This is a genomic window from Streptomyces sp. (genome assembly GCF_035645055.1).
In the GTDB taxonomy this organism is placed as follows: Bacteria; Actinomycetota; Actinomycetes; order Streptomycetales; family Streptomycetaceae; genus Streptomyces.
The window spans coordinates 212,764-236,008 of sequence record NZ_DASQNH010000076.1; the positions used below are offsets into that span (position 1 = coordinate 212,764).

The 23,245-nt window shown below is 71.7% G+C and carries 17 protein-coding genes and 1 pseudogene; 7 read left to right on the forward strand and 11 right to left on the reverse strand.

Annotated features, from left to right (window positions below):
- Positions 1-107 precede the first annotated feature (107 nt).
- The 3 genes and pseudogenes from VE614_RS25080 to VE614_RS25090 all read right to left on the reverse strand — a co-directional run bounded on the left by VE614_RS25080 (position 108) and on the right by VE614_RS25090 (position 6,247).
- Positions 108-1,877 carry a ThuA domain-containing protein gene (locus tag VE614_RS25080; RefSeq protein WP_324941406.1) on the reverse strand — a complete coding sequence of 590 codons (1,770 nt, stop codon included), beginning with the start codon at positions 1,875-1,877 and terminating at the stop codon, positions 108-110.
- 2 nt (positions 1,878-1,879) lie between these two features.
- Positions 1,880-4,720, reverse strand: coding sequence for a carbohydrate-binding protein (locus VE614_RS25085; protein ID WP_414719643.1), 2,841 nt, complete (start codon positions 4,718-4,720; stop codon positions 1,880-1,882).
- Between the two features lie 257 nt (positions 4,721-4,977).
- A pseudogene (locus VE614_RS25090) lies at positions 4,978-6,247 on the reverse strand (alginate lyase family protein).
- A gap of 677 nt (positions 6,248-6,924) precedes the next feature.
- Between VE614_RS25090 and proP the strand changes: the two are divergent.
- On the forward strand, positions 6,925-8,307 hold the full coding sequence (gene proP / locus VE614_RS25095; protein ID WP_324941409.1) for a glycine betaine/L-proline transporter ProP: 1,383 nt from the start codon (positions 6,925-6,927) through the stop codon (positions 8,305-8,307).
- A 109-nt stretch (positions 8,308-8,416) separates the two neighbouring features.
- Here proP and VE614_RS25100 read toward each other — a convergent pair whose 3' ends face one another.
- Positions 8,417-8,875, reverse strand: coding sequence for a nuclear transport factor 2 family protein (locus VE614_RS25100; RefSeq protein ID WP_324941411.1), 459 nt, complete (start codon positions 8,873-8,875; stop codon positions 8,417-8,419).
- 289 nt (positions 8,876-9,164) lie between these two features.
- Between VE614_RS25100 and rox the strand changes: the two genes are divergently transcribed.
- The 4 genes from rox (at position 9,165) to VE614_RS25120 (ending at position 14,095) form a co-directional block, all read left to right on the forward strand.
- Positions 9,165-10,601: a rifampin monooxygenase gene (gene rox / locus VE614_RS25105; protein ID WP_324941414.1), complete on the forward strand. Its 1,437-nt coding sequence runs from the start codon at positions 9,165-9,167 to the stop codon at positions 10,599-10,601.
- A gap of 255 nt (positions 10,602-10,856) precedes the next feature.
- Entirely contained in the window at positions 10,857-11,525 is a 669-nt protein-coding gene (locus VE614_RS25110) for a hypothetical protein (RefSeq protein ID WP_324941416.1), read from the forward strand.
- Between the two features lie 133 nt (positions 11,526-11,658).
- Positions 11,659-12,480 carry a MerR family transcriptional regulator gene (locus tag VE614_RS25115; protein ID WP_324941420.1) on the forward strand — a complete coding sequence of 274 codons (822 nt, stop codon included), beginning with the start codon at positions 11,659-11,661 and terminating at the stop codon, positions 12,478-12,480.
- Between the two features lie 94 nt (positions 12,481-12,574).
- Positions 12,575-14,095 (forward strand): carboxylesterase/lipase family protein, encoded by a 1,521-nt coding sequence (locus tag VE614_RS25120; protein WP_324941423.1) that lies wholly within the window; start codon positions 12,575-12,577, stop codon positions 14,093-14,095.
- Positions 14,096-14,110: 15 nt separating this feature from the next.
- On the opposite strand, the gene VE614_RS25125 is transcribed toward VE614_RS25120, so the two are convergent.
- The 4 genes from VE614_RS25125 to VE614_RS25140 all read right to left on the reverse strand — a co-directional run bounded on the left by VE614_RS25125 (position 14,111) and on the right by VE614_RS25140 (position 18,878).
- On the reverse strand, positions 14,111-15,553 hold the full coding sequence (locus tag VE614_RS25125; RefSeq protein WP_324941426.1) for a GH1 family beta-glucosidase: 1,443 nt from the start codon (positions 15,551-15,553) through the stop codon (positions 14,111-14,113).
- A gap of 42 nt (positions 15,554-15,595) precedes the next feature.
- Positions 15,596-16,519, reverse strand: coding sequence for a carbohydrate ABC transporter permease (locus VE614_RS25130; protein WP_324941429.1), 924 nt, complete (start codon positions 16,517-16,519; stop codon positions 15,596-15,598).
- A gap of 13 nt (positions 16,520-16,532) precedes the next feature.
- The gene (locus tag VE614_RS25135; RefSeq protein ID WP_324941431.1) at positions 16,533-17,474 is read right to left on the reverse strand and encodes a sugar ABC transporter permease; all 942 of its coding nucleotides are present in this window, start codon (positions 17,472-17,474) and stop codon (positions 16,533-16,535) included.
- Between the two features lie 90 nt (positions 17,475-17,564).
- Positions 17,565-18,878, reverse strand: coding sequence for an ABC transporter substrate-binding protein (locus VE614_RS25140; RefSeq protein WP_324941434.1), 1,314 nt, complete (start codon positions 18,876-18,878; stop codon positions 17,565-17,567).
- A gap of 313 nt (positions 18,879-19,191) precedes the next feature.
- Between VE614_RS25140 and VE614_RS25145 the strand changes: the two genes are divergently transcribed.
- On the forward strand, positions 19,192-20,208 hold the full coding sequence (locus VE614_RS25145) for a LacI family DNA-binding transcriptional regulator (protein ID WP_324941437.1): 1,017 nt from the start codon (positions 19,192-19,194) through the stop codon (positions 20,206-20,208).
- 427 nt (positions 20,209-20,635) lie between these two features.
- Here VE614_RS25145 and VE614_RS25150 read toward each other — a convergent pair whose 3' ends face one another.
- On the reverse strand, positions 20,636-21,292 hold the full coding sequence (locus VE614_RS25150) for a maleylpyruvate isomerase N-terminal domain-containing protein (RefSeq protein ID WP_324941440.1): 657 nt from the start codon (positions 21,290-21,292) through the stop codon (positions 20,636-20,638).
- Positions 21,293-21,554: 262 nt separating this feature from the next.
- Between VE614_RS25150 and VE614_RS25155 the strand changes: the two genes are divergently transcribed.
- Entirely contained in the window at positions 21,555-21,740 is a 186-nt protein-coding gene (locus VE614_RS25155) for a hypothetical protein (RefSeq protein ID WP_414719644.1), read from the forward strand.
- A 10-nt stretch (positions 21,741-21,750) separates the two neighbouring features.
- Here the strand turns inward: VE614_RS25155 and VE614_RS25160 are convergent, their stop codons facing one another.
- Both VE614_RS25160 and VE614_RS25165 read right to left on the reverse strand, forming a co-directional pair.
- A complete protein-coding gene (locus VE614_RS25160) occupies positions 21,751-22,434 on the reverse strand; it encodes a class F sortase (RefSeq protein ID WP_414719645.1) in 684 nt (227 codons plus the stop codon).
- 118 nt (positions 22,435-22,552) lie between these two features.
- Positions 22,553-23,032: a hypothetical protein gene (locus VE614_RS25165; RefSeq protein ID WP_324941448.1), complete on the reverse strand. Its 480-nt coding sequence runs from the start codon at positions 23,030-23,032 to the stop codon at positions 22,553-22,555.
- Positions 23,033-23,245 lie beyond the last annotated feature (213 nt).

Sequence of the window (23,245 nt, forward strand, 5' to 3'; positions counted from 1 at the left end):
CGTTGACAGAGCAGGGGGACACGGCGATCAGGGCGTGTGGGCGGACGGACCGTGGGGGCGTCCGGCCGACGCGGGCCGGACGCCCCCACGGGGTGTACGGGATCGGGTCAGCGGCGTGCGGGTGCCGGGAAGCGGGCCGCCCAGTGCGCGGTGCGGTCCAGGTAGGCCGTCTCCGCGGCCGGGCCCGTGCGGCCGTAGGCGCCGTCGTAGGTCCGGTAGCCGTGGCCGGCGGGCGGGGTGGAGTCGGCCGGTTCGATGGAGCTGCCCTCGTGCCACTCGTTGAAGGAGGTCACCGACACCCACGTCGGTGAGCCGCCGATGGCCGGATCGAGGGCGTTGGTCCACTGGCGGTCGTAGGCGGCGCCGTCCGTACTCCAGGTGTCAGGCGACACGCCCTCCTTCTGCGCGGCGTCGAGGATCCCCCGGGCGAGCCGGTCCTCGTAGCTGCCCCTCCCCCACCAGCTGGTGACCACCACACCGGCACCGGAGCGGGCGGCCCACTTCATGTGCTGGGCCACGGCTCCGGTGAAGTCGCCGGAGTCGCAGGGGCTGAGAGCGGGGTAGAAGTCGGCGCCGACGGCGTCGGGCGGGGTGTGGCCGCCCTGCTGCCAGTGCCGCCAGCCGCCGTTGACCGCCGGGCTGCCGTACCACGGGTAGTGGAACAGGTGCACGCTCGGGTTGAGGGTCGTCGTCGGCTGGGTGGACAGGGTGAAGGTGTCGATGTCGAAGAGGGCTCCGCTGCCGCCCGTGAACCTCAGGACCAGCGGGCCGGAGGCCGTGCCGGTGAGCGCGGTCGACACCGTGGTGAACGTCTCCCAGCCACCGGTCACGGGTACGCGCACCGAGCCGAGAAGGGTGCCGGTGGCCGAGCCGGAACGGATCTCGACGGTGCCGCCCGCACCGGCCGAGGACACCCGGGCGGTGAAGGACCGGGCGCCGGCGGTGGACACGGAGGAGTAGGCGGCCCAGTCGCCGTTGTCGATGTAGCCGAGGGTCCGGCCGCCGCTGGCCGGGGCGTGCGCGGCGATCTGGACTCCGGAGCCGGAGCTGAACGACTCCGCCTCCACCTGTGCGGGGCCGGAGGGGGCGGAGCAGTCGGCCGGTGCCTGCCCGGCGGCGTAGCGCACGGCGCCGAGCAGCAGGGTGCGGAAGGCCGGGTCGCCGTAGGACTCCGCGGTGTGGCCGAGCCCGGTGTAGAAGGCGCGGCCCTTGCCCTGGGTGTGGCACCAGGTGATGGGGTGGTCGGCGCCCATCTCGCCCCCGCCGTAGGTGCTTTCGTCGAGCGTCTGGAGCACGCGGACGCCGGGGCGCGGGTTGGTGCGGTAGTTGTACCACTCGTCGGTGCGCGTCCAGGTGGCGCCGAGGTGCGCGGTAGCCGGGTGGGTGCGGTCCTCGGTGCGGACGGTGGCCTGCTGGACGGCGGGGTGGCTCTTGAAATAGGCGCCGACGAGCCGGCCGTAGTAGGGCCAGTCGTACTCCGTGTCGGCCGCCGCGTGCACGCCGACGAAGCCGCCGCCGCCGTCCACGTAGGACTCCAGGGCGCTCTGCTGGGTGTCGTCGAGGACGTTGCCGGTGGTGTTGAGGAAGACCACCGCTTCGTACGAGGCGAGGTTCGCGGGGGTGAAGGCGGCCGGGTTCTCGGTGGCCGTGACGGTGAAGTCCCCCTGGGTGCCGAGGGCGCGCAGGGCGTCGATGCCGGCGGGGATGGAGTCGTGGCGGAATCCGGCGGTGCGGGAGAACACCAGGACGTCGAAGGCGGCCTGGGCGTCGTCCTGGTCCGCCTGGGCCGTGGCGGCGGGCGCGGCCAGCGCGCAGCTCAGGGTGAGCGCGAGGGCGGTCAGGCCGCGACGGGCGGCCCGTCGGGTCGGGCTGGACATGGTCATCGCCCCTTTCGTGCCGCGGTGGTGAGGGTGAAGGTGTCGACGTCGAAGAGGGCTCCGCTGCCGCCGGTGAAGGTGAGGAACAGCGGTCCGGACCCGGTGCCGGAGAGGGGCGTGCCGACGGTGGTGAACGTCTCCCAGCCGCCGGTCACGGGGACGGCCACCGTGCCGAGCACCGGCCCGGTCGCCGACCCGGAGCGGATCTGCAGGGTGCCGCCGGCCCCTGCCGAGGAGACCTTGGCGGAGAAGGCGGAGACGCCCGCGGTGGACACGCCGGCGTATCCGGCCCAGTCGCCGTTGTCGATGTAGCCGAGGGTCCGGCCGCCGCTGGCCGGGGCGTGCGCGGCGGCCTGGACTCCGGAGCCGGAGCTGAACGACTCCGCCTCGTGGGTCGTGCCGCCGGTGGCGCCGGTGGCGAAGGTGAACGCGTCGACGTCGTAGAGGTTGCCCTGGCCGGCCGGTCCCCGGAAGACGAGGTACAGCTCGGTGGTGCCCGCGGGGGCGGTGGTCAGGCCGGTGGAGACGTCGGTGAAGGTGTCCCAGCCGCCGGTGACCGGCACGGTGGCGGTGCCGAGGAGGGTTCCGGCCGGGGAGCCGGCGCGGACCTCCAGGCTGCCGCCGGCCCCCGCGGAGGAGACGCGGGCGGTGAACCTGGTGGCGCCCGCGAGCGCGTACGGCTTGAAGGAGATCCAGTCGCCGTTGTCGGTGAAGCCGACCGTCCGGCCGCCCTCGGCGGCGCCGTGCGCGGCGGTCTGGATGCCGGACTGGGCGCTGAAGTGCTCGGCCTGGCGGTGGCGGGGCTGGAGGGTGCGCACCGAGTGGCCGGTCAGTCCGCCGCCGTCGGTGTACTCGGCGTCGAAGACGCCGTACAGGTTGGCCGCGCTGTCGTGTTCGCCGTCCTGCGGGACGGTGATGGTGCCGGTGCAGCCGTTCGCGGAGGTGATGGCGTGGGTGTGGCTGTCGTGGCCGAGGAGGTAGGTGACCTTCACCTTGGCGCAGTCGACGGTGCCGTCCTCGGGGTCGGTGACCTGGACCCGGAAGGGGACGGTGTCGCCGAAGGAGAACAGCCGGCCGTCGGCGGGTGCCTGGAGGGTGACGGTCGGCGCGGTGTTCCCCGCGGTGATCACCAGGCTGGCCGTGCCGGTCAGCCCTTCGGGGTCCCGGACGGTGAGAGTGGGGCGGTAGGTGCCTTTCACGGTGTACGTGTGACTGGGGTCGGCCTCGGTGGAGCTCGCGCCGTCGCCGAAGTTCCAGTGGTACGTCAGGGCCTTGCCCTCGGGGTCGGCGCTGCCCTGGGAGGAGAACCGCACCGTCAGCGGCAGCGCCCCGGAGGTCTTGTCGGCGGCGGCCTTGGCGACCGGGTTGCGGTTGCTGCCCGCGATGTACTCGACGCGGTACAGCGCCTGGTTGTTGCCCCCGGTGCCGTAGTCCAGGACGTACAGGGCGCCGTCCGGGCCGAAGTCGGTGTCCATGACCTGGGTGCCGTTCCAGGGGAAGTCCTCGATCGTCCCGTAGGAGCCGTCGGACTTCACCTCGACCGCCTTGATCCACTGGCGTCCGTACTCGGCCGCGAGGAACCTCCCGTCCAGCGACTGGGGGAACTTCACGGGTGAGCTGAGGTGCGGGTCGTAGCGGTAGACCTCGCCGCCCATCGGGGACTCGGAGCCGCCGCCGAACTCCGGGGGCGATCCGTCCAGGCCGTACTTGATCCAGCTGGGCTCGGCCGGGGGCAGCTTCGACTGGCCGGTGTTGCGGAAGGAGTTGTTCACCGGTCCGGCCGCGCAGTCGTACTTCGCCCCGGAGGGACCGCTGGGGAAGGTGTACTCGTTGTACGTCTCGGCGGCCGTGTTGGTGCCGGTGCAGTAGGGCCAGCCGTAGTTTCCGGGGCCGGTGATCCGGTCGAACTCGACCTGGCCCCCGGGGCCGCGGTTCGCATCGGTGCCGCCGGCGTCCGGGCCGTAGTCCCCGAGGTAGACGATTCCGGTGGCGCGGTCGACGGACATGCGGAACGGGTTGCGGAAGCCCATCGCGTAGATCTCGGGCCGGGTGTTCGCGGTGCCGGGGGCGAAGAGGTTGCCGGCCGGGACCGTGTACCCGCCGTCGGCGGTGGGCTTGATGCGCAGCAGCTTGCCCCGCAGGTCGTTGGTGTTGCCGGAGCTGCGCTGGGCGTCGAACTGCGGGTTGCGGCCGGCGCGTTCGTCGATCGGGGCGTACCCGGCCGAGTCGAAGGGGTTCGTGTCGTCGCCGGTGGTCAGATAGAGGTTCCCGGCCGCGTCGAAGTCGATGTCACCGCCGACGTGGCAGCACTGGCCGCGGTCGTTGGGCACGTCGAGGACGACCTTCTCGCTGGCCGGGTCCAGCGTGTTGTCGGCCCTGAGCGTGAAGCGCGAGAGGTTCAGGTGCCCCTTCCACGGGGCGAAGTCGGCGGCGGTTCCGGTGACCGGGGCGTCGCCCGCCGGGGTGCCGAGCTTCGGCGAGTAGTACAGGTAGACGTACCGGTTGGTGCGGAACCCGGGATCGGCGGCGATGCCCTGGAGGCCTTCCTCGTCATGGGTGTAGACGTCGAGTTTGCCGGCCACCTTGGTGTTGCCGGCGGCGTCGGTGTGGCGGACCGTGCCGTCGCGCGCGGTGTGCAGGACGGAACGGTCGGGCAGTACGGTGAGCGACATGGGCTCACCCAACTCGGCGGCACCGGTGGCCAGTTGCACCTGCTGGTAATCGGCGGGCGGGATGACCTGCGGGGCGGCTGCCGCGAGCGGCGGCAGGGCCATGGCGGATCCGGACAGGGCGAGGGCCAGTGCGGTGAGCCATCCGAGCCCTGCGCGAGGGCGCTGAGACATGACAGAGCTTTCCTTCCTGACGTGGGGGAAGTCAGGCAAGGCGCGCGCCGGCCGCGCTTGCCGCGTGCATCAGCGGTGCTCTTTTGCAGAGTATTTGCGTGTGTCGCACATGGGATTGCCATGCTCTGCGTATCCCTTGCACTGTGGCGGCGGGCCGAATGATTTGTCAATGCCCTGTCAAAACCGGTGCCCGGGCCCGCGTTCCGGTGGGGCGGCGACGCGCGCCACCCCGCCGGGTCCGTCCGGCGCTCCGCGCCTCAGGACACGTTGTCGCCGTGGGTCAGCGTCTCCCAGGCGACGAAGAGGTCGTTCGTCCCCATCGGGCGCCGGACCAGGGTGTAGGCCTGAGTGTTGGTCATGACGTTGCCGAGCCGGTTGTGCAGGGCGTTGTAGCCGACCTCGGTGACCGGGCCGAGGCCGCGCTCGACCGTGCCGCCGCACAGCCAGGACGGCGGGTCGTTCAGTTCGTAGGTGGCGTGGAAGCCGAGGGCGTGCCGGATCCGCTCGCCGAACTCCGGGTACAGATCCTGGCCTTGGATCCGCGAGGTCTCGGCGACCTGGGCCATGGCCGCGATGCCGTAACCGGTGTGGGTGAAGTCGCGGCAGGTCTCCTGGGAGAGCCCGTTCACGAACGTGGTCTGGTGGTGCCAGTAGCCGATGATCTCGTCCCGGGTGTCACGTCCGTCGCCCGGCTTGGTGCGGGGCAGGGCACCGTCGGAAGTGAGGTAGACGTAGGCGGGCACGCGGTTGCGGAAGAGCGCCACGGCCCGGTCGTAGACGGCTTTGTCGTCGAGGAAGACACCGATGCCGATGATGGCCTGGATCATGCTCAACTCCCAGTTGCCGTTGGAGTTCGAGCCGTTCTGGATCTCCGGAGTACACGGTGCGGAGCATGGTGGCGAAGCGGCCGGCGTTCGGCCAGTTGCCGTAGGCGTGCTTGATGATCTCGGCGGCCTTGGGCCAGGAGGAGGCGGCCCAGGCGGTCTGCAGCGGCGCGTTGCTGTTGGTGTGGTCGCGAAGGGTGGCCGACCAGGCGTCCATGATCTGGATCGCCTTGGCGGCGTGCGCGGCGTTGCGGGTGACGTACCAGGCCAGGGCGTGGGTGTACGCGGCGATGGCGTCCTCACGCTCGTCCGTGCAGCCGTAGTTGGGGTTCGAGTACGAGCCGCATTCGACGACGGCGCGCGGGTGCGGTGGGTACGAGAGAGAGGCGTACCGCGAGTTCATCATCTGACGGAATGCGGCGGCCTGCGGGGCGGCGCCCGCGTCGACCCGGGCGCGCAGGGTGTCGAGCTGGACCCGGCTCACCCCCACGCCGGGGTGGGCGAAGACGGCAGGGGCGGCCTGCGACGCGGGGATGGCGGACTCGGCGGCCTTCAGGACGCCGGGGGTGGGCTCGGCGGCGGAGGCGGTCTCGACACCGGGGCCCGGGGCGGTCCGGCCGGCCGCGGCCGGTGCGGCGAGGACGCCCGCGAGCAGGGCGCCGATCGCGGCGAGAAGGGCGGGCTTGAGAGCTCTGATGCGCACAGGGGAGGCCTTTCTGCCGACATGGTGTTCACGTTCGTGAACAATGCTTGGAGCTGTGAATGACCTGCTGGCTCCGGAAGCTAGCGAGACGCCATGTGCACGTCAAGGTCTAGACCTGCATCAGCCTCGGACGTCGACCCACCGAGGCAGGGCCGGGCGCCACCCGAGGCTCAGCAGGTCGACCGCGACGGCCCAGCCGGCACCGCGACGGCCGAGCCGGCACCGCGACGGCCCAGCCGGCACCGCAACGCCCGAGCCGACCGAGCCGACCGCCCGCGCGCGAGTGACCGTTTCCCGCAGGACAGTGAGTCCGAGGAGCGCGGGAACGGCCCGGCGAAGTCGACGAAGCCGTAGCGGACCGCGGAGGCAAGCGCCGGGTAAGGCACCCATCCGCCTGGGCGACCGGCACCGCCACGGGATTCCGCCGCGAGTTGGCGCACCGCGCCGCGGACGGTGAAGGCGGGTCCTGCGCGCGAGATGCCTCACACGGAGATCGCGGACGAGCCGCCCCGAGACGGGCGGGCGTGCCTGGACATACGCCATTTCGGCACACAGGGTCACAGATCTCCCACTCTGCGCGAGCGGGCAAACGGCGCCTATCGTCGCCTTTCGGCCCGCCGACAGCGCCGCCGCGCGGACCCGTCCCTGTTCCCGTCGAAAGGTAGGCGAGCGAACTCTTGTCGACTGTCACAGTCGCCGCTCCCCCGTCCGCATCGCAGACCCGCCCCGCGCGCACCCCCGAGGCCACGGTCACCGACCCCGCGCTCGTCCGGCGCGCCGTGAAGGCGGCAGCGCTGGGCAACGCCATGGAATGGTTCGACTTCGGTGTCTACAGCTACATCGCGGTCACGCTCGGCAAGGTCTTCTTCCCCTCGGGCAACCCCACCGCCCAGCTGCTGTCCACATTCGGCGCCTTCGCCGCGGCCTTCCTGGTCCGTCCGCTGGGCGGCATGGTCTTCGGGCCGCTCGGCGACCGCGTCGGCCGGCAGAAGGTCCTCGCGCTGACCATGATCATGATGGCGGCCGGCACCTTCGCCATCGGCCTGATCCCGTCCTACGCGGCGATCGGCGTCGGCGCGCCCGTCCTGCTGCTGGCGGCCCGGCTGGTCCAGGGCTTCTCCACCGGCGGCGAGTACGCGGGGGCTTCCACATTCATCGCCGAGTACGCCCCCGACAAGCGGCGTGGCTTCCTCGGCAGCTGGCTGGAGTTCGGCACGCTCGCCGGGTACATCGGCGGGGCGGGACTGGTGACGTTGCTGACGGCCGTCCTGTCGGCCGACGACCTGGTGTCGTGGGGCTGGCGTCTGCCGTTCCTGATCGCGGGGCCCATGGGCATGATCGGCCTCTACCTGCGGATGCGCCTGGAGGAGACCCCGGCCTTCGCGGCCGAGGTCGAGAAGGCGGAGGCCGCCCGGCCCGAGGTGCCGCTGCGGGAGATGATCACCGGCCAGTGGCGGGCGCTGCTGCTCTGCGTCGGCCTGGTGCTGGTCTTCAACGTGACCGACTACATGCTGCTGTCGTACATGCCCAGCTATCTGACCAGTGAGCTGCACTACGACGCGACGCACGGGCTGCTCGTGGTCCTCGCCGTGATGGCGCTGATGATGATCGCCCAGCCGTTCGTGGGCGCGCTGACCGACCGGGTCGGACGCCGCCCGGTGATCGCGGCGGGCTGCGCCGGCTTTCTGTTCCTGTCCATCCCCGCGCTGCTGCTGATCCGGGACGGCAGTCTGGCCGCCGTCGGCCTGGGCATGGGCGCACTGGGTCTGCTGCTGGTCTGCTTCACCGCGGCCATGCCCGCGGCGCTCCCGGCACTGTTCCCGACCCGGGTCCGCTACGGCTCCCTGTCGATCGGCTTCAATGTGTCCGTCTCCCTGTTCGGCGGCACGACCCCGCTGGTGGTGACGGCTCTGATCGGTGCGACCGGCAACATGATGATGCCCGCGTACTACATGATGGCCGCTGCCGTGATCGGCGGTTTCGCGGTGTGGCGCATGGCCGAGTCGGCCGGTCGTCCGCTGCCGGGTTCGGCTCCCTCGGTGGAGGCCCCGAAGCACTGAGCGGCCGCCCTTCGCACGGCCGACACCTGAGCACGCCGCCATGCGATCCGCCCGCTTGCCCCACGCCGATGACCGGGGGCGGCGGGCGGCGCTCGTCGCTCTCCGGCCTCTACGGGGCGCAGGCCTCGGCGATCGACAGGCTGTTCTCGTAGAGGTGGTGCCGGGTGATCCGGCCGTTCTCGACGGTGAGGCGCAGCGCGAACGGGCCTTCGAAAGACTTCCCCGTCGCCCGTACGGTGCCCGACACGTGGCCCATCAGGACGGCGTCGGTGCCGTCGACGAGGAACGTCTCGACGCAGGCGCGCGCGTCCTCGGGCACGGTGTGCGCCATCAACTCGTCCGACTGTGCGGCGCACTCCGCGGCGGTGGACCGCGGGCGTATCCACGGCACGCCGGGGTTCTCGGCGAGCTGCCAGTCGACCTCGTCCGCGAACAGTTCGGCGAGTCTCGCGGTGTCCCCGGCCAGCCGGGCCGCGAGGAACTCCCCCACGACGGCCCGAGTGGCGTCGGCGACCGCTCGCTCAGGGGCTGACGACATCGCCTCGGCGGCGGTGGAATTCACGGACATGACGCTCTCCTCGCTGCTGCGGACCGATCCAGGGGTACACGGACGATCCTGCGCGACGCGGGAGCAGGGGTCGATTACCCCGCAGGTAATGAACTCGGGTGACGGCGCGGGTGATGCGCACGGGCAATGAGCCGGAGTGGTGCGCGCGAGAGACAAAAAACAAGGCAAGGAGGTCGCGTACGGACTCCTTGCCACTCTCAACGTATAGCGCACCGGGGGCTTGCGGCAAGGCCCCATCGATGCCGCAGAATCACCGGCCTGAGCCAGGACCTGCAGAAATGGGATTGTCGTGACTGACGTGATCATTGTCGGTGGTGGACCGACCGGACTCATGCTGGCCTGCGAGTTGCGGCTGCACGGTGTGCGCACGCTCGTGCTGGAGAAGCTGGCGGAGCCGACCCGGCAGTCCCGGGGGCGGGGCCTGCACACGCGCAGCGTCGAAGTGATGGACCAGCGAGGACTGCTCGACCGGTTCCTCGCGGTCAGCGAGCGGTTCAAGGTCGGCAGTCTCTTCGCCGGCGTGGCCAAGCCGTGGCCCGACCGGCTGGACACCGCGCACCCCTACGGTCTCGCGACCGCGCAGATCGACACCGAGCGGCTGCTCGCCGGGCGTGCCGTCGAGCTCGGCGCCGAGATCCGGCGCGGCAGCGAACTGACCGGGCTGAACCAGGACGAGCGCGGGGTGACCGCCGAACTCGCCGACGGCACGCGGCTGCGCTCCCGCTACCTCGTCGGCTGCGACGGCGGCCGCAGTACGGTGCGCAAGCTGCTCGGCGTCGGCTTTCCCGGTGAGCCCGCCGAGGTCGAGACGCTGCTCGGGGACATGGAGGTGACCGAGGACGCGGCGACGATCGCCGCCGTCGTCGCGGAGGTCCGCGAGACCCAGCTGCGGTTCGGTGCCGTTCCCGACGTGGACGGGAACAAGGGGGTGTACCGCATCGTCGTACCCGCCGAGGGAGTGAGCGAGGACCGGGCGGCCGTGCCGACGCTGGAGGACTTCAAGTGGCAGCTGAGGGCCTACGCCGGCACCGACTTCGGAGTGCACTCGCCGCGTTGGCTGTCCCGGTTCGGTGACGCCACCCGGCAGGCCGAGCGCTACCGGGTCGACCGGGTGCTGCTGGCCGGCGACGCGGCCCACATCCACCCGCCGGCCGGCGGGCAGGGGCTCAACCTCGGTGTCCAGGACGCGTTCAACCTCGGCTGGAAGCTGGCCGCCGAGGTCAACGGGTGGGCCCCGGAGGGACTGCTGGACACCTATCACGCCGAACGGCATCCGGTGGGCGCGCAGGTGCTGTCCCACACCCGCGCCCAGATGGCGCTGATGAGCGACGACCCCAGGTCGACGGCGTTGCGGGAACTGTTCTCGAAGCTGCTGGACTTCGAGGAGGTGAACCGCTACGTGACCGAGGTGATCACCGCGGTCGGGGTGCGCTACGACTTCGGCGAGGGCCATGACTTGCTCGGCCGGCGGCTGCGGGACGTAGCACTGAAGCGGGGTCGCCTCTACGAGCTGATGCACGGCGGCCGCGGGCTGCTGCTCGACCGGACCGGACGGCTTTCGGTGACGGGCTGGTCGGACCGGGTCGACCATGTCGTCGACATGAGCGACGAACTGGACGTGCCCGCGGTGCTGTTGCGGCCGGACGGCCATGTGGCGTGGGTCGGTGAGGAGCAGCGGGGCCTGGAAGGCGGCCTGGCCCGGTGGTTCGGTGCCGCCGCCGGCTGAGCCGGTTTCTCTTCTGTGAGAGAAGGAAAGTCGGGTGCCTGCCATGGTGCGAGCGGCACAACGTCGGACACGGACACTGAAGGGTTACGTCGGCTCGGCGGCCCGGCGACGTACAGGATCTGGCCGTACTATCGCTATCTCACGCTGCATGGCAGCATGTGCGGCCAACTGGCCACCAGCGCGTCGAGAGACGCTCTCGGCGCTACCCGCCTGTGCGGGCAGGCACTGCCGCAGCCGAGGAAAGGTTCAACCGTCATGCCCGAGAACACCACGGCACCCAGCGACCTGGCGTCGCAGTACGCCGCCCAGGTAACGACCGACCTCGAACGCAACACCGAGGAACAGAAGCGCATCAGCGCGGAAATCGACGCCCTTCAGGAACAGCTGGCCGTGCTGCAGCGCGACCACGCCGTGCTGGTGACCATGCAGCGGGCGCTCGGTCTCGCGCCGGCCCCCGCCGAGACCGAGCCGGCGTCCGACGCGGCCACCGTGCCCGCTCCCCGCAAGAAGGCCTCCACCTCCGCCTCCGCCTCCGCTTCCGCCTCCACGAAGACCAAGCGGACGCGAGGCAAGAAGACCACTGCCGCGCCCGCCGGTGCCAAGGCGGCCAAGCAGGCCACCCGCAAGGCCCCGGCCACCGGCCGGAAGCCGGACCAGCCCACCCTCGTCGACCTGGTCCGCGGCCACCTCACCGACGTGAGCGAGCCCCGCTCGGCCGCCGAGGTCGCCACCGCGCTCGGCCAGTCCCACCCCGAGCGGAACGTCAAGACCGCCGTCGTGCGCACCACGCTCGAAGGGCTCGTGGCGAAGGGCCAGGCACAGCGGTCCAAGCAGGGCAGCTCGGTCTACTACACCGCCGCCGACCCGTCCGCACCGGAGCCCCAGCAGCCCGCGGTCACCGAACAGCCTGATCAGTCTGCGTGAGGCCGGCCGCGCCGTCCGTCCACGACTGGGCGGCGCGCAGGGCGGACCGGGGCTCTGCCGCAACGACATTCCCCGCGGCGGGCGAACCGTTCTTGACCCTCACACCGTGTCAGGCGGTCAGCTCGGAGACATCATGTTGACCATCGGAGACTTCGCCCGCCACGGTCGCGTCTCGGTCCGGATGCTGCGTCACTACGACGCGACCGGGCTGCTGCGCCCGGCCCATGTCGATCCCGCCAGCGGCTACCGCTACTACACCGCCGCCCAGCTGGCCCGCCTCAACCGGGTCATCGCCCTCAAGGACCTCGGCTTCACCCTTCAGCAGGTCGGGGACATCCTGGACGAGAAGGTCAGCGCCGAGGAGCTGCGGGGAATGCTGCGGCTGCGCCGGGCCGAACTGGAGACGGCCGTGGCCGCCGCGCGGGCGCGGCTGGTCCAGGTCGAGGCGAGGCTCCGAGCGATCGAGAGCGAGGGGCACATGCCCACGAACGATGTCGTCATCAAGAGCGTCCCGGCCGTCCGGGTGGCCGAGCTGACCGCGACCGCCGAGAGCTACGAGCCGGAGCACATCGGCCCGGTCATCGGCCCGCTCTACGAGGAGCTGTTCCGGCTTCTGGAGGCGGCCGGTGTCACGCCCACGGGACCCGGCGTCGCCTACTACGAGGACGCCCCGGAGGGAGGCGGCAGGATCCGGGTCCACGCCGCGGTCCGGGTCTCCGCCCCGCTACGGGACGGCGACTTCCGGGTTCTCGACCTCCCGGCCGTCGACCGGGCGGCGACGGTCGTGCACCGCGGCTCGATGGACGCCGTCCTGCCGACGGCCCAGACGCTGGCCCACTGGATCGACGCCAACGGGTACCGGACGACGGGGTATCCCCGCGAGGTGAACCTGGAGTGCCCGGAGAACCGTGACGACTGGGTGACGGAGCTCCAGGCGCCGGTCGTCCAAGGCTGACCAGGGACAAACGAGTTGCTCCGCGCCGGTGGGCGTGGTGAGGATGAGGCTCGGAAGATCGACCAGGTTGTGAGGCTCATCCATGCACGTCACCGTGCCCACCACTGCAGGCCAGGTACGCGGACGCCGGACGGGCGAGGTCACGGTGTTCGCCGGGATCCCCTACGCGGCCCCGCCGTTCGGGCCGCGGCGCCTGCGACCGCCGGAGCCGCCGGAGCCGTGGGCGGGCGTACGCGACGCGTTCGCCCACGGTCCGGCCGCGCCCCAGCCCGGCTACCTCCCCGCCATGGCCGCGCTGCTGGGGGAGGCCGGCGAGCAGGGGGAGGACTGTCTCAGGGTCAATGTGTGGACGCCCGCCCCGGGCCGCACCGGAGGCCGGCTGCCGGTCATGGTGTGGATCCACGGGGGCGCGTTCCGCAACGGCTCCGGCTCGCTGCCCGCCTACGACGGTGCGCGGCTGGCCGCCGAAGGCGTCGTGTGCGTCACCCTCAACTACCGGCTCGGCGCCGAGGGCTTCCTGCTGCTGCCCGACGGTACGGCCAACCTCGGTCTGCTGGACCAGATCGCCGCCCTGGAGTGGGTCCGCGACAACATCGCCGGCTTCGGCGGCGACCCCGACGACGTCACCGTCTTCGGCCAGTCCGCGGGTGCCATCAGCATCACCGCCCTGATGACCATGCCGCAGGCCCGGGGCCTGTTCCGCCGTGCCATCACCCAGAGCGGCGCCGGGCACCACAGCCACCCCGAGGAGATCGCCCGGCGCGTGACCGAGCGGCTGGCCGCGCTGGCCGGCGCGGAGCCGACGCGCGAGGGGCTGGCCGCCGTACCGCCCGAGCGGCTGATCTCCGCCGACCGCGCCCTCGGCATGGAGATCGCGCGGGCGGAGGACCCCGGTCAGTGGGGCGAGTCGGCGGGCGGCGGCACCACCGTGCTGCCCGTGGTGGACGGCACCACACTCCCCCGGCGGCCGATCGACGCCATCGCCGACGGGGCCGGCGGCGGCATCGATCTCCTCACCGGTGCGACGACGGAGGAGTTCCGCCTGTTCCTCGTCCCGTTGGGCATCGCACCGCGCATCACGGACGAGGTCCTGCACGGTCTCCTCGCCGGGCTCGGCCTCGACCCCGTCCGGGCCCGCGCGGTCTACGGCGCGGCGAACCCCGGCGCCTCCCCCGGCGATCTGTTCTCCGCCGTGATGTCGGACCACGCCTACCGGATTCCCGCCCTGCGCGTGGCCGAGGCCCGTGCCGCGCGCGGAGCGGACACCTTCGTGTACGAGTTCGCGTGGCCGTCACCCGCGCTGGACGGTGCCCTCGGTGCCTGCCATCTCGCCGACGTGGGCTTCGTCTTCGGCAATCTCACCGGCCCGCTCGTCGGCTCCGGCGCCCCACCGGAACTGTCCGACCGTATGCGCCGGGCATGGGTCTCCTTCGCCCGCACCGGCCGGCCCGGCGGTGGCGGGGCGTTCGGAGGCGCGCTGCCGCACTGGCCGGCGTACGGCGGGCGGCGGTCGGTGATGCGGCTGGGTGACGGCGCGCCCGCCGTGCACGACGACCCCGGCGCTGCGACGCGCGGGCTCTGGGAGGGCCTCCGGCTCCCCCGGGCCGTCTCCTGAGCGTTGTCCGCCGGGTCAGGCGCCGGGGAGGACGCCGGTGCGGGCCACACGGGAGTACCAGCGGGCGCTCGCCTTGGGGATGCGGGTGCCGGTCGGGTAGTCCACGTACACGGCGCCGAAGCGCTTGCTGTAGCCGTGGGCCCATTCGAAGTTGTCCAGCAGCGACCAGAGGAAGTAGCCGCGTACGTCCGCGCCGTCCCTGATCGCGTCGTGGACGGCGGCCAGGTGGCCGCGGAGGTAGTCGATCCGCTCCGGGTCGTCGACGTGGCCCTCCGGGTCGGCGTAGTCGTGGAAGGCCGCGCCGTTCTCGGTGATGATCAGCGGCAGGTGCGGGAAGTCGGAGGACAGCCTCCGCAGCAGCTCGTACAGGCCGCTCGGGTCGATGGCCCAGCCCATGGCGGTGGTGTCGCCCGGGGGCTGGTGGAAGGCGACCTCGTCGGCGCCCGGCCAGGGGCTGTACGCGCTCCTGCCGTGCCCGTCGGAGGTGTGGGTGCCACTGCCGTCGGCCCGTGAGACGAGGGTGGGCGAGTAGTAGTTGACGCCGAGGAAGTCCAGCGGCTGGTGGGCCGTCGCCAGGTCGCCGTCGCGGACGAACGACCAGTCGGTCAGGGCGGCGGTGTCCTTGAACAGGTCCTCCGGATAGGCGCCGCGCAGCATCGGGCCGGTGAAGACCCGGTTGGCGAGCGCGTCGATCCGGCGGGCGGCGTCGGTGTCGGCGTCACTGCCGGTGCGCGGGCGGACGTGGTGGATGTTGAGGGTGACCGAGCAGCGGGCGTCCGCGCGGAGCCGGTCGCGCAGGGCCTGTACGGCCAGACCGTGGCCGAGGTTGAGATGGTGGGCGGCGCGCAGGGCGGCGACCGGGTCGGTGCGGCCGGGGGCGTGCACGCCGGAGCCGTAGCCGAGGAAGGCGCTGCACCAGGGCTCGTTGAGCGTGGTCCAGGTCCGCACCCGGTCGCCGAGGGCGTCGGCGGCCAGGGCGGCGTACTCGGCGAACCGCTCGGCGGTGGCGCGTTCCGGCCAGCCGCCCGCGTCCTCCAGCTCCTGCGGCAGATCCCAGTGGTAGAGGGTGGCGACGGGCTGGATGCCCCTGTCCAGCAGCGCGTCGACGAGACGCCGGTAGAAGTCGAGGCCCTTCTGCACGGCGGGGCCCCGGCCGGTGGGCTGGATACGCGGCCAGGCGAGGGAGAAGCGGTAGGCGCCGACGCCGAGTTCGGCCATGAGGGCGACGTCCTCGCGCCAGCGGTGGTAGTGGTCGGTGGCGATGTCACCGGTGTCGCCGTTGCGTACCCGGCCGGGGGTGCGGGCGTAGGTGTCCCAGATGGACGGGGTGCGGCCGTCCTCGCCGGCGGCCCCCTCGATCTGGTACGCGGCGGTCGCGGTGCCCCAGAGGAAGCCTCTCGGGAAGGTGCGGGAGGCGTCCGGGGCGGACGCGGTCTGCTGCTGTGCTGCGGTGGCCACGGAGGTCCTTTCGGTGAGGAGGGGTGTGGGGGGGGACGGGGGTCAGCCCTTGACGGCGCCCTGCATGATGCCGCTGACGATCTGCCGGCCGAAGACGAGGAACATGGCCAGCAGGGGCAGGGTGCCGAGGAGCGCGCCCGCCATGATCAGGGACTGGTCGCGGATGTAGCCGGCGCTGAGCTGGGTGAGGGCGACGGGGACAGTCGGGTTGGTCATGTCGAGCACCACGAACGGCCAGAAGAAGTCGTTCCAGGCGTGCACGAACGTGATCATGAACAGGACCGCCATCGCGGGGCGGGCGACCGGCAGCACGATGCTCCAGAAGACGCGCAGCGAGTGCGCGCCGTCCACCCGGCCGGCCTCGACCAGCTCGTCCGGCAGCGCCTCGGACAGGTACTGGCGCATGAAGAAGACGCCGACCGCGCTCACCAGCGTCGGGAAGATGACCGCGGGCAGCTGCTGCGACCAGCCCAGCTCGGACATCATCATGAACAGCGGGACGACACCGAGCTGCGGCGGCACCATCATCGTGCCGATCACCAGCATGAGCAGGACGTTGCGGCCCTTGAAGCGGAGTTTGGCGAAGGCGAATCCGGCGAGCGTCGCGAACATCACCGTGGACAGGGCGATGACCCCGGCCACGATGGTGCTGTTGATCATGGCTTTGCCCATCGCCGCCTCGTCCCAGGCGCGGGCGAGGTTGCCGAACAGGTTCGGGCCGGGCAGGAAGGGCGGCGGGGTCTGGCTGACGCGGGTGTTGTCGGTGGAGGCCGCCACCATCGTCCAGTAGAGCGGGAAGATGGACAGGATCGCCGTGACGGCGAGCAGGACGTAGGCGAGCGGGCCGGCGTGGTGCTGGCGTCCGGCGCCCTGGCGCAGCAGCCGGCGGCCACCGCGGACGGTGCTCTTCCTGGCGGGGGTCCGGGCGGGGGCGTCCGTCCGGACCGGGAGGCTTTCGGTGGTCATGGCGGGCTCCTGGTCAGGACGTACGGGCCGAGCGCAGCCGCCGGATCAGGCGCTGTGCCACGAAGACGAGGACGAGCAGCAGGAACATCGCCCAGGCGACGGTCGCCGAGCGGCCCATCTGGTAGTTCTTCCAGCCCTCCTCGTACAGCAGCAGGCCGAGCGTCTGGTACTGGTTGTCGGCGCCGCCGGAGACCCCGTTGGGCCCCTGGCCGAAGATCAGCGGCTCACCGAAGAGCTGGGTGGCGCCGATGGTGGAGAGCACGATGGTGAAGACGATGGTGGAGCGGATCCCCGGCACGGTGACGTGGGTGAACTGCTTCCAGCGGGAGGCGCCGTCGATGGCGGCGGCCTCGTAGCGGTCGGCGGGGATGGCCTGCATGGCGGCCAGGTACAGGAGCGCGTTGTAGCCGGTCCAGCGCCAGATGACGATGGTGGAGATCGCGATCTGGGCGGGCCACTTGTCGGCCTCCCAGTCCACCGGGTCCAGGCCGACCGAGCCGAGTGCCCAGTTGATCATGCCGAAGTCGCGCTCGAAGAGCATGGTGAAGACGAGGGCCGCGGCGCCGACCGAGGTGGCGTACGGCACGAGCGAGGCGACGCGGAAGAACAGCGAGCCGCGCATCCGGTAGTTGAGCAGATGGGCGAGGCCGAGTGCCATCAGCAGCTGCGGCACCGTGGAGATGACCCCGATGGTGATGGTGTTCCCCAGCGCGTTCCAGAACCGGGAGTCGTTCCACAGCTCGGCGTAGTTGTCGAACGCCACCCACTCCATGACGTCCAGGGTGGCCAGTTCGACCCGGTGCAGGGAGATCCACGACGTGTAGACGAGGGGGTAGAAGCTGAAGGCGGCGAAGACGATGAAGAACGGCGCGACGAACGCGTAGGGCGCGCCTTTGACGTCGACGCGGTGCAGCAGCGCGCCGCGGCGCCGGGGGCGGGTGGTGGAGGTGGCCACCGCAGGGGTTCCTTCCTGGAAGCGTACGGATGGGCCGGGGGCCCGGGCCCGTCGGCGGACGCGGGCCCGGGCGGCCGGTGCGGGCGACGGTCAGCCGACCGCCTTCTCGATGCGCTCCGCGGTGGTCTCCCAGGCCTCGTCGCGTGCGGTGCCCTGCTGCTCGATCAGGGTCAGCCCCTGGGAGAAGGTGTCCTTGATCGTGCCGTCCTTGCGGCCGAGGACCTGCTTGTCCGGGATCTCCTGGGCGGCGGCGCCGAAGATCTCGCCGATCGGGGCGTTGTCGAAGTACTCCGAGGTGACCTCCTTCACCTCGGGGCTCTCCAGCGCCTGCTGCGAGGACGGGACGCTGCCCTGCTTCTTGAAGATGTGGGCCTGCTGCTCCGGAGCGGTCAGCCAGGCGACGAGCTTCTTGGCCTCCTCCTTGACCGGGCTCCGCTCGACCACGCCGAGGAAGGAGCCGCCCCAGTTGGCGCCCTTGGGCGCCTTGGCGACGTCCCACTTGCCCTTGTTGGCCTCGCCGGCCTTCTCGCCGATGTGGCCGAGCATCCAGGCCGGGCAGACGGCGGTGGCGAACGTGCCGTTGGCCAGGCCCGGGTCCCAACCCGGCTGGAACTGGCGGAGCTTGGCGGTCAGACCGGCCTCGGCCGCGTCGGCGGCGAGGTTCCAGGCCTCCTTCACGGCCGGGTTCTTGTCGTAGATCAGGTCGCCCTCGGCGTTGTAGTACTGCTCGGGATAGCCGTAGACCATGGCGTTGAACAGGCCGCTGGCCGCGTCCATGTACGCCACGTCACCACCCTTGAAGTCCTTCTCGAAGGTGCGGCCGACCTCGACGTACTTCTTCCAGTCGCCCTCCCACAGCCTGGCGACCTCCTCGCGGTCGGTGGGCAGGCCGGCCTGCTCGAAGTAGTCCTTGCGGTAGCAGACGGCCATCGGGCCGATGTCGGTGCCGAGGCCCAGCACCTTGCCGTCCTCGGTGGTGATCTGGGACTGCTTCCACGGCAGGAAGTGGTCGGTGCCCGGCACGTCGGAGAAGTCGGCGAACTTGTCGGCCTGGGTGTCGACGATCTCCTTGGCGCGGCCGATCTCGATGCCCTGGATGTCCTTCAGGCCCTTGCCGGCGGCGAGTCTGGTCTGGAGTGCCGTGTAGTACGTCTGCTCGTCGCCGGCTATCTCGGCCCTGATGTCTACGTTCGGGTTCTCCTTCTCGTACTGCTCCAGCAGGCCGGTCTCCTCGAAGCCCATCACCCCGTACATGCCCATGGTGATGACGACCTTGCCGTCCTTCTTGCCACCGCCCGTCGCGGAGTCGTCCTCGCCACCGCAGCCGACGGCGAGGGAGAGCGCCCCGGCGGTCGCCAGGACCGCGACGGTTCTTCTGCGCGATGAGCTGTGCGGGGTTGCCATGGTGTGTTCCTCCAAGGGGCGGCGCGGACGCACCGGAGCGTGGGGTGCGGGGAGTACGCCGAGGACTACGACAGGTGGCTTTTGTAGGTGGGCACGTTCCCACCAAGGGGTGGGAACGTGCCCACCAGTGGAGTGAAGACTGATGGCAGCGCTCGGCCATGTCAATGACTTGTAAACAATTTACGCCGGGACGGGGAGTCGGCCGTTCGCCTCACGACGCCCGACCGGTGCTCTCCCCACCCCCGGGTCTGCCACAATTGCCGCTGGTCACGTCCGCGGCCGGTGCCGTCGCGGTTGCCGCCGGGAGGAGCACATGCCAGGGACCCGCCGCCCCACGATCAAAACAGTCGCCGCCCGTGCCGGGGTGGGGCGGACGACGGTCTCCCGCGTCATCAACGGCTCGGAACTCGTCAGCGCCGACGCGCGCGCCAGGGTCCTGACGGCGATCAAGGAGCTGAACTACGTCCCCAACTCGGTCGCCCGCGGGCTGGTCACCAACCGCACCAACGCCGTCGCGCTGGTCATCCCCGAGTCGGAGAGCCGGCTCGGCTCGGAACCCTTCTTCGCCGCCCTGATCCGCGGCGTGAGCGGCGCGCTCTCCGAGACCCGGACCCAGCTCCAGCTGATGCTGGTACGCGACCAGGCCGAGCGGGACCAGCTCACCGCGTCGGTGGCGACCCGCCGGGTCGACGGAGTGCTGCTGGTCTCGGTCCACGCCCACGACCAGCTCCCCGGCCTGCTGGAGGAGCTGGGCCTGCCCACCGTGCTGGCCGGGCGGCGTGACGAAAGGGAACGCCTGAGCCACGTCACCTCCGACAACGCCGGGGGCGCCGCCGCGGCGGTCCGGCATCTGCTGGAGCGCGGCCGGGGCCGGATCGCCACCATCGCCGGGCCGCTCGACATGGACGTCGGCCGCAGCCGGCTCGCCGGCTGGCACGATGCCCACCGCGAGGCCGGGGTCGCCGCCGACGCGTCCCTGGTGGAGGTCGGCGACTTCACCGAGGAGGGCGGTCGCAGGGCGATGCGTTCGCTTCTTGAACGTGCGCCGGATCTGGACGCCGTCTTCGCCGCGTCCGACCTCATGGCCGTCAGCGCCCTGGCCGAACTGCGCCGCCAGGGACGGCAGGTGCCGGGTGATGTCGCCGTCGTCGGTTTCGAGGACTCCGTCCTCGCCCGTCACACCAACCCGCCGCTGACCACGGTCCGCCAGCCCGTGGAGGAACTCGGCCGGACGATGGCGCGGATACTCCTCGACGAGATCACCGGGGCCGACCGGTCCCCGCGGCGGCTGACGCTTTCCACGGAGCTGGTGGTGCGGGAGTCGTCCTAGGGGGTGTCTCGTCGCTCCTCCAGGGCCTTTCCCACGGATCGGCTCTCGCGGGGACCGAGGCGGCGAGTTGTCATCGCTGCCGCCCGGCCGGCACATGACGCGGTCCAGGGTGTTCGGATGGACGTGACGGCCGTACCGATTGCGATCACCGGTGTCGCGGGAACTCTCCGGGCCGCGTCGCTCGCCCAGCGGGGCGCCGACCGGGCCAAGAAGCGCGGAGTCCGTCGGCGCGGGTTGAGCCCGGCGAACTCGGCGTTCGACTTCGGGTGCGGTGCGAGGCCGGTGGCCTGCTGGTAGAAGGCCGCCAGGACGAGCGGGTCGGCGCAGTCGAGGGGATCGCGCTCAGCTTCAGCAGCGGGCATGGCGCCTCGGGACCGGTCGGGGAGCTGTCGGGGACGCGGAGACCGGGGTGTGCCGGCCGGACCCGTCAGCCGAGGACGAGGGGGATCCTCCCGGCCAGCTCACCCAGTTCGGCCCGCTCCGTGTCGGCCGGGGCGCGCCGTCCGGTGCCGACCAGCAGCGCCGTCCCGTCGGAGAAGGACGCGGGGAACGCGGTTCCGGCGATCTTCTCCAGCATCTCGCGGGACCGGGCGAGCCCTTCCGCGGGCGGCCCCGCGACGTGCGGGAGGTGTGCGGTGAGGTCGAGGTGGTGCAGTGTCCACTCCAGGACGTACGCGGAGAGGTAGTCGCCCGCGGTGAGGACCTGCTCCTGGGTCTTCACCCGTAGGGCCGGGTCGGCGAGTTCCGCGGCGCGGCCGGCGGCGGAGCCGACGTCGTCGAGGTGGAACTTGAGCAGCCCCGGATCCTGGTAGGCGGCGGCCAGCCGGACGGTGAGCGCGTCGAGCGGGTCGTCACCGGCCGGCGGTGTCTCGGAGACCTGCCAGTAGGTCACGGCGTCGCGGGTCGGTTCCGTCGCGGCGGGGGTCACGAGGGTGATCAGGACGTCCTGCGCGTCGATGACCAGATGACACACCAGGTCCCGCACCAGCCAGCCGGTGCAGCCGGACCGCTGCGCGAAATCCTCGTCCGAGAGCCCGGCGACGGCCGTGCGCAACGCCGTCCACGCGTGTGAGAAGAGATCCACCTCGGCACGCTAGTGCGGTGTCCGGGCCCGGACAAGCGCATTGTCGGGCGGTCGCCGGGGGCTGTCCCCCCGTGGAGTGGCCGGTCTCTCGGTTCCACGCAGCGAGACCTGGGCCACCGTCCCGCATGCGAGAGATGACGTCATCAGCGTGCTCGCCGACACGGGGATGGGAGGCTGACCCACCGCGCCGTGGACCGGGCGGCCGGCCTCCCGTCCGGGACCACGTCCGCCCGTCCACCGTCCCGAGCTGCGGGACGTCCTCGTGGCACGCGAGAACGCGGGGCGCGCGGCCGTGCGCGGCTTCCTCGCCGCCCAGGGTCCCGGACCCCGAGGAACGCACCGTCCCTTGCTGACGTGCGTGGACGGACTGGTCTTCGACCGCCTGGTCGACGGCGGGGACGTCGGCGAGCGGGACGCGCGCGGGCTCGTGGCGGCCGCCCTGCGCTGAGCCGCCCGGTTCAGATGAGGTGGGCGAAGACCACGAGGTTGTCCGTGTAGTCCTTCGCCGCACGGTCGTAGTCGCCCGCGCAGGTGATGAGCCGGACCTGGGCCTGGGGCGTGTCGGCGTACACCCGGTCGTCGGGGAAGTCGTCCTTGTCGAACGTCTCGACGCTGTCGACCACGAAGGACGCCTTGCGCCTGTCGGCTCGTTTGACGTGGAAGACGTCGCCCTTCTTCAGCTCGCCGAGGTTCACGAACACGGCGGGAGACTTCGCCGTGTCGACGTGCCCGGCGATGACCGACGTACCGGCCTCCCCCGGCGACGGCCCGTCGGCGTGCCAGCCCACCAGGTTGACGTCGTCGGCGGGCGGGGCTTCGAGCTGCCCCTTGGGGCCGATGGCCAGCTCCGTGAAGGGGGCGTCGACCGAGATCTTCGGGATGAGCAGGCGTACGGGCTTCGAGCGCGGCAGATGCTTCCGGGCCGACTGCCCGGCGGGCGGAGCCGACGCGGCGGACGCCATCACGTCCTGCGGCGCGGGGAGGGAGTCGGACGACGTACCGGACGGCGTGTCCTGCCGGCCCATCAGGCTCGTGACGAGGATCAGAACGGCCACGGCACTCATCGGCAGCAGGCCGACGCGGGATCCCCGCCCGCTCGGGGCGGGGTCGTGATCAGCGTGATGAGGCGAACCAGCTGCCATAGGAAACCACCTCGCTAGGGCACGGCAGCGCAGGGGACGGGGTGACGGAAGAGCCACCGGCCGGGCCGCCACGCGGCGCGCGCGTGGCGACCGCAGCGGCTATCGCAGCGGGCACGGGTCAGCGCGCGCTCTCCGCCGTCTTCCTGCGACGCATCGCGTACAGGCCGGTACCGGCGACGGCGAGGGCGGCCAGACCGCCCGCGGTCACCGTCTGTCCGGCGAGGGCGCCGCCTCCGGTGTGCACACCACCGCGGGGCTTCTCGTGGTCACCGCCCCAGGAGTCCTTCTCCTTCCAGGAGTCCTTGTCGTGCTCGTCCTTGTACGACCCGGAGTCGTGGCCCCCGTCCTCGTGCGAGCCCCACTCCTCGCCGCCGTCCTTGTGGGACCCGGAGTCGTGGCCGCCCTCCTTGTGCGAGCCCGACTCCTCGCCGCCGTCCTTGTGGGACCCGGAGTCGTGGCCGCCGTCCTTCTCCTGCTCCTTGCTGTACGAGGAGTCTTCGTGGTCCGAGCCGGGGCCGGTCGCGTAGGCGCCGGGCGCACCCAGGGCGAGGGCCGCCGAGGCCCCCGCGATGGCCACGAGCATGCGAGCAGAGCGCATCTGACATTCCTTCCGCCGACGGCCGGGCAGCTGGCACTCAGTCAGCTGACCAACCCGGCCTCGACGTCCTCAACCGTCGGACAGTCGCCTGCCCGCCGCTACTCGGGGCGATCAGTCGGGTGAGCCCGAACACCGCCAAGCGGATGACGGGGCCAGGGGCATGAGGGTGGGGCGCGCCGCTCCCCACCGCCACTCCTTCCCCCAGCGCCCCCT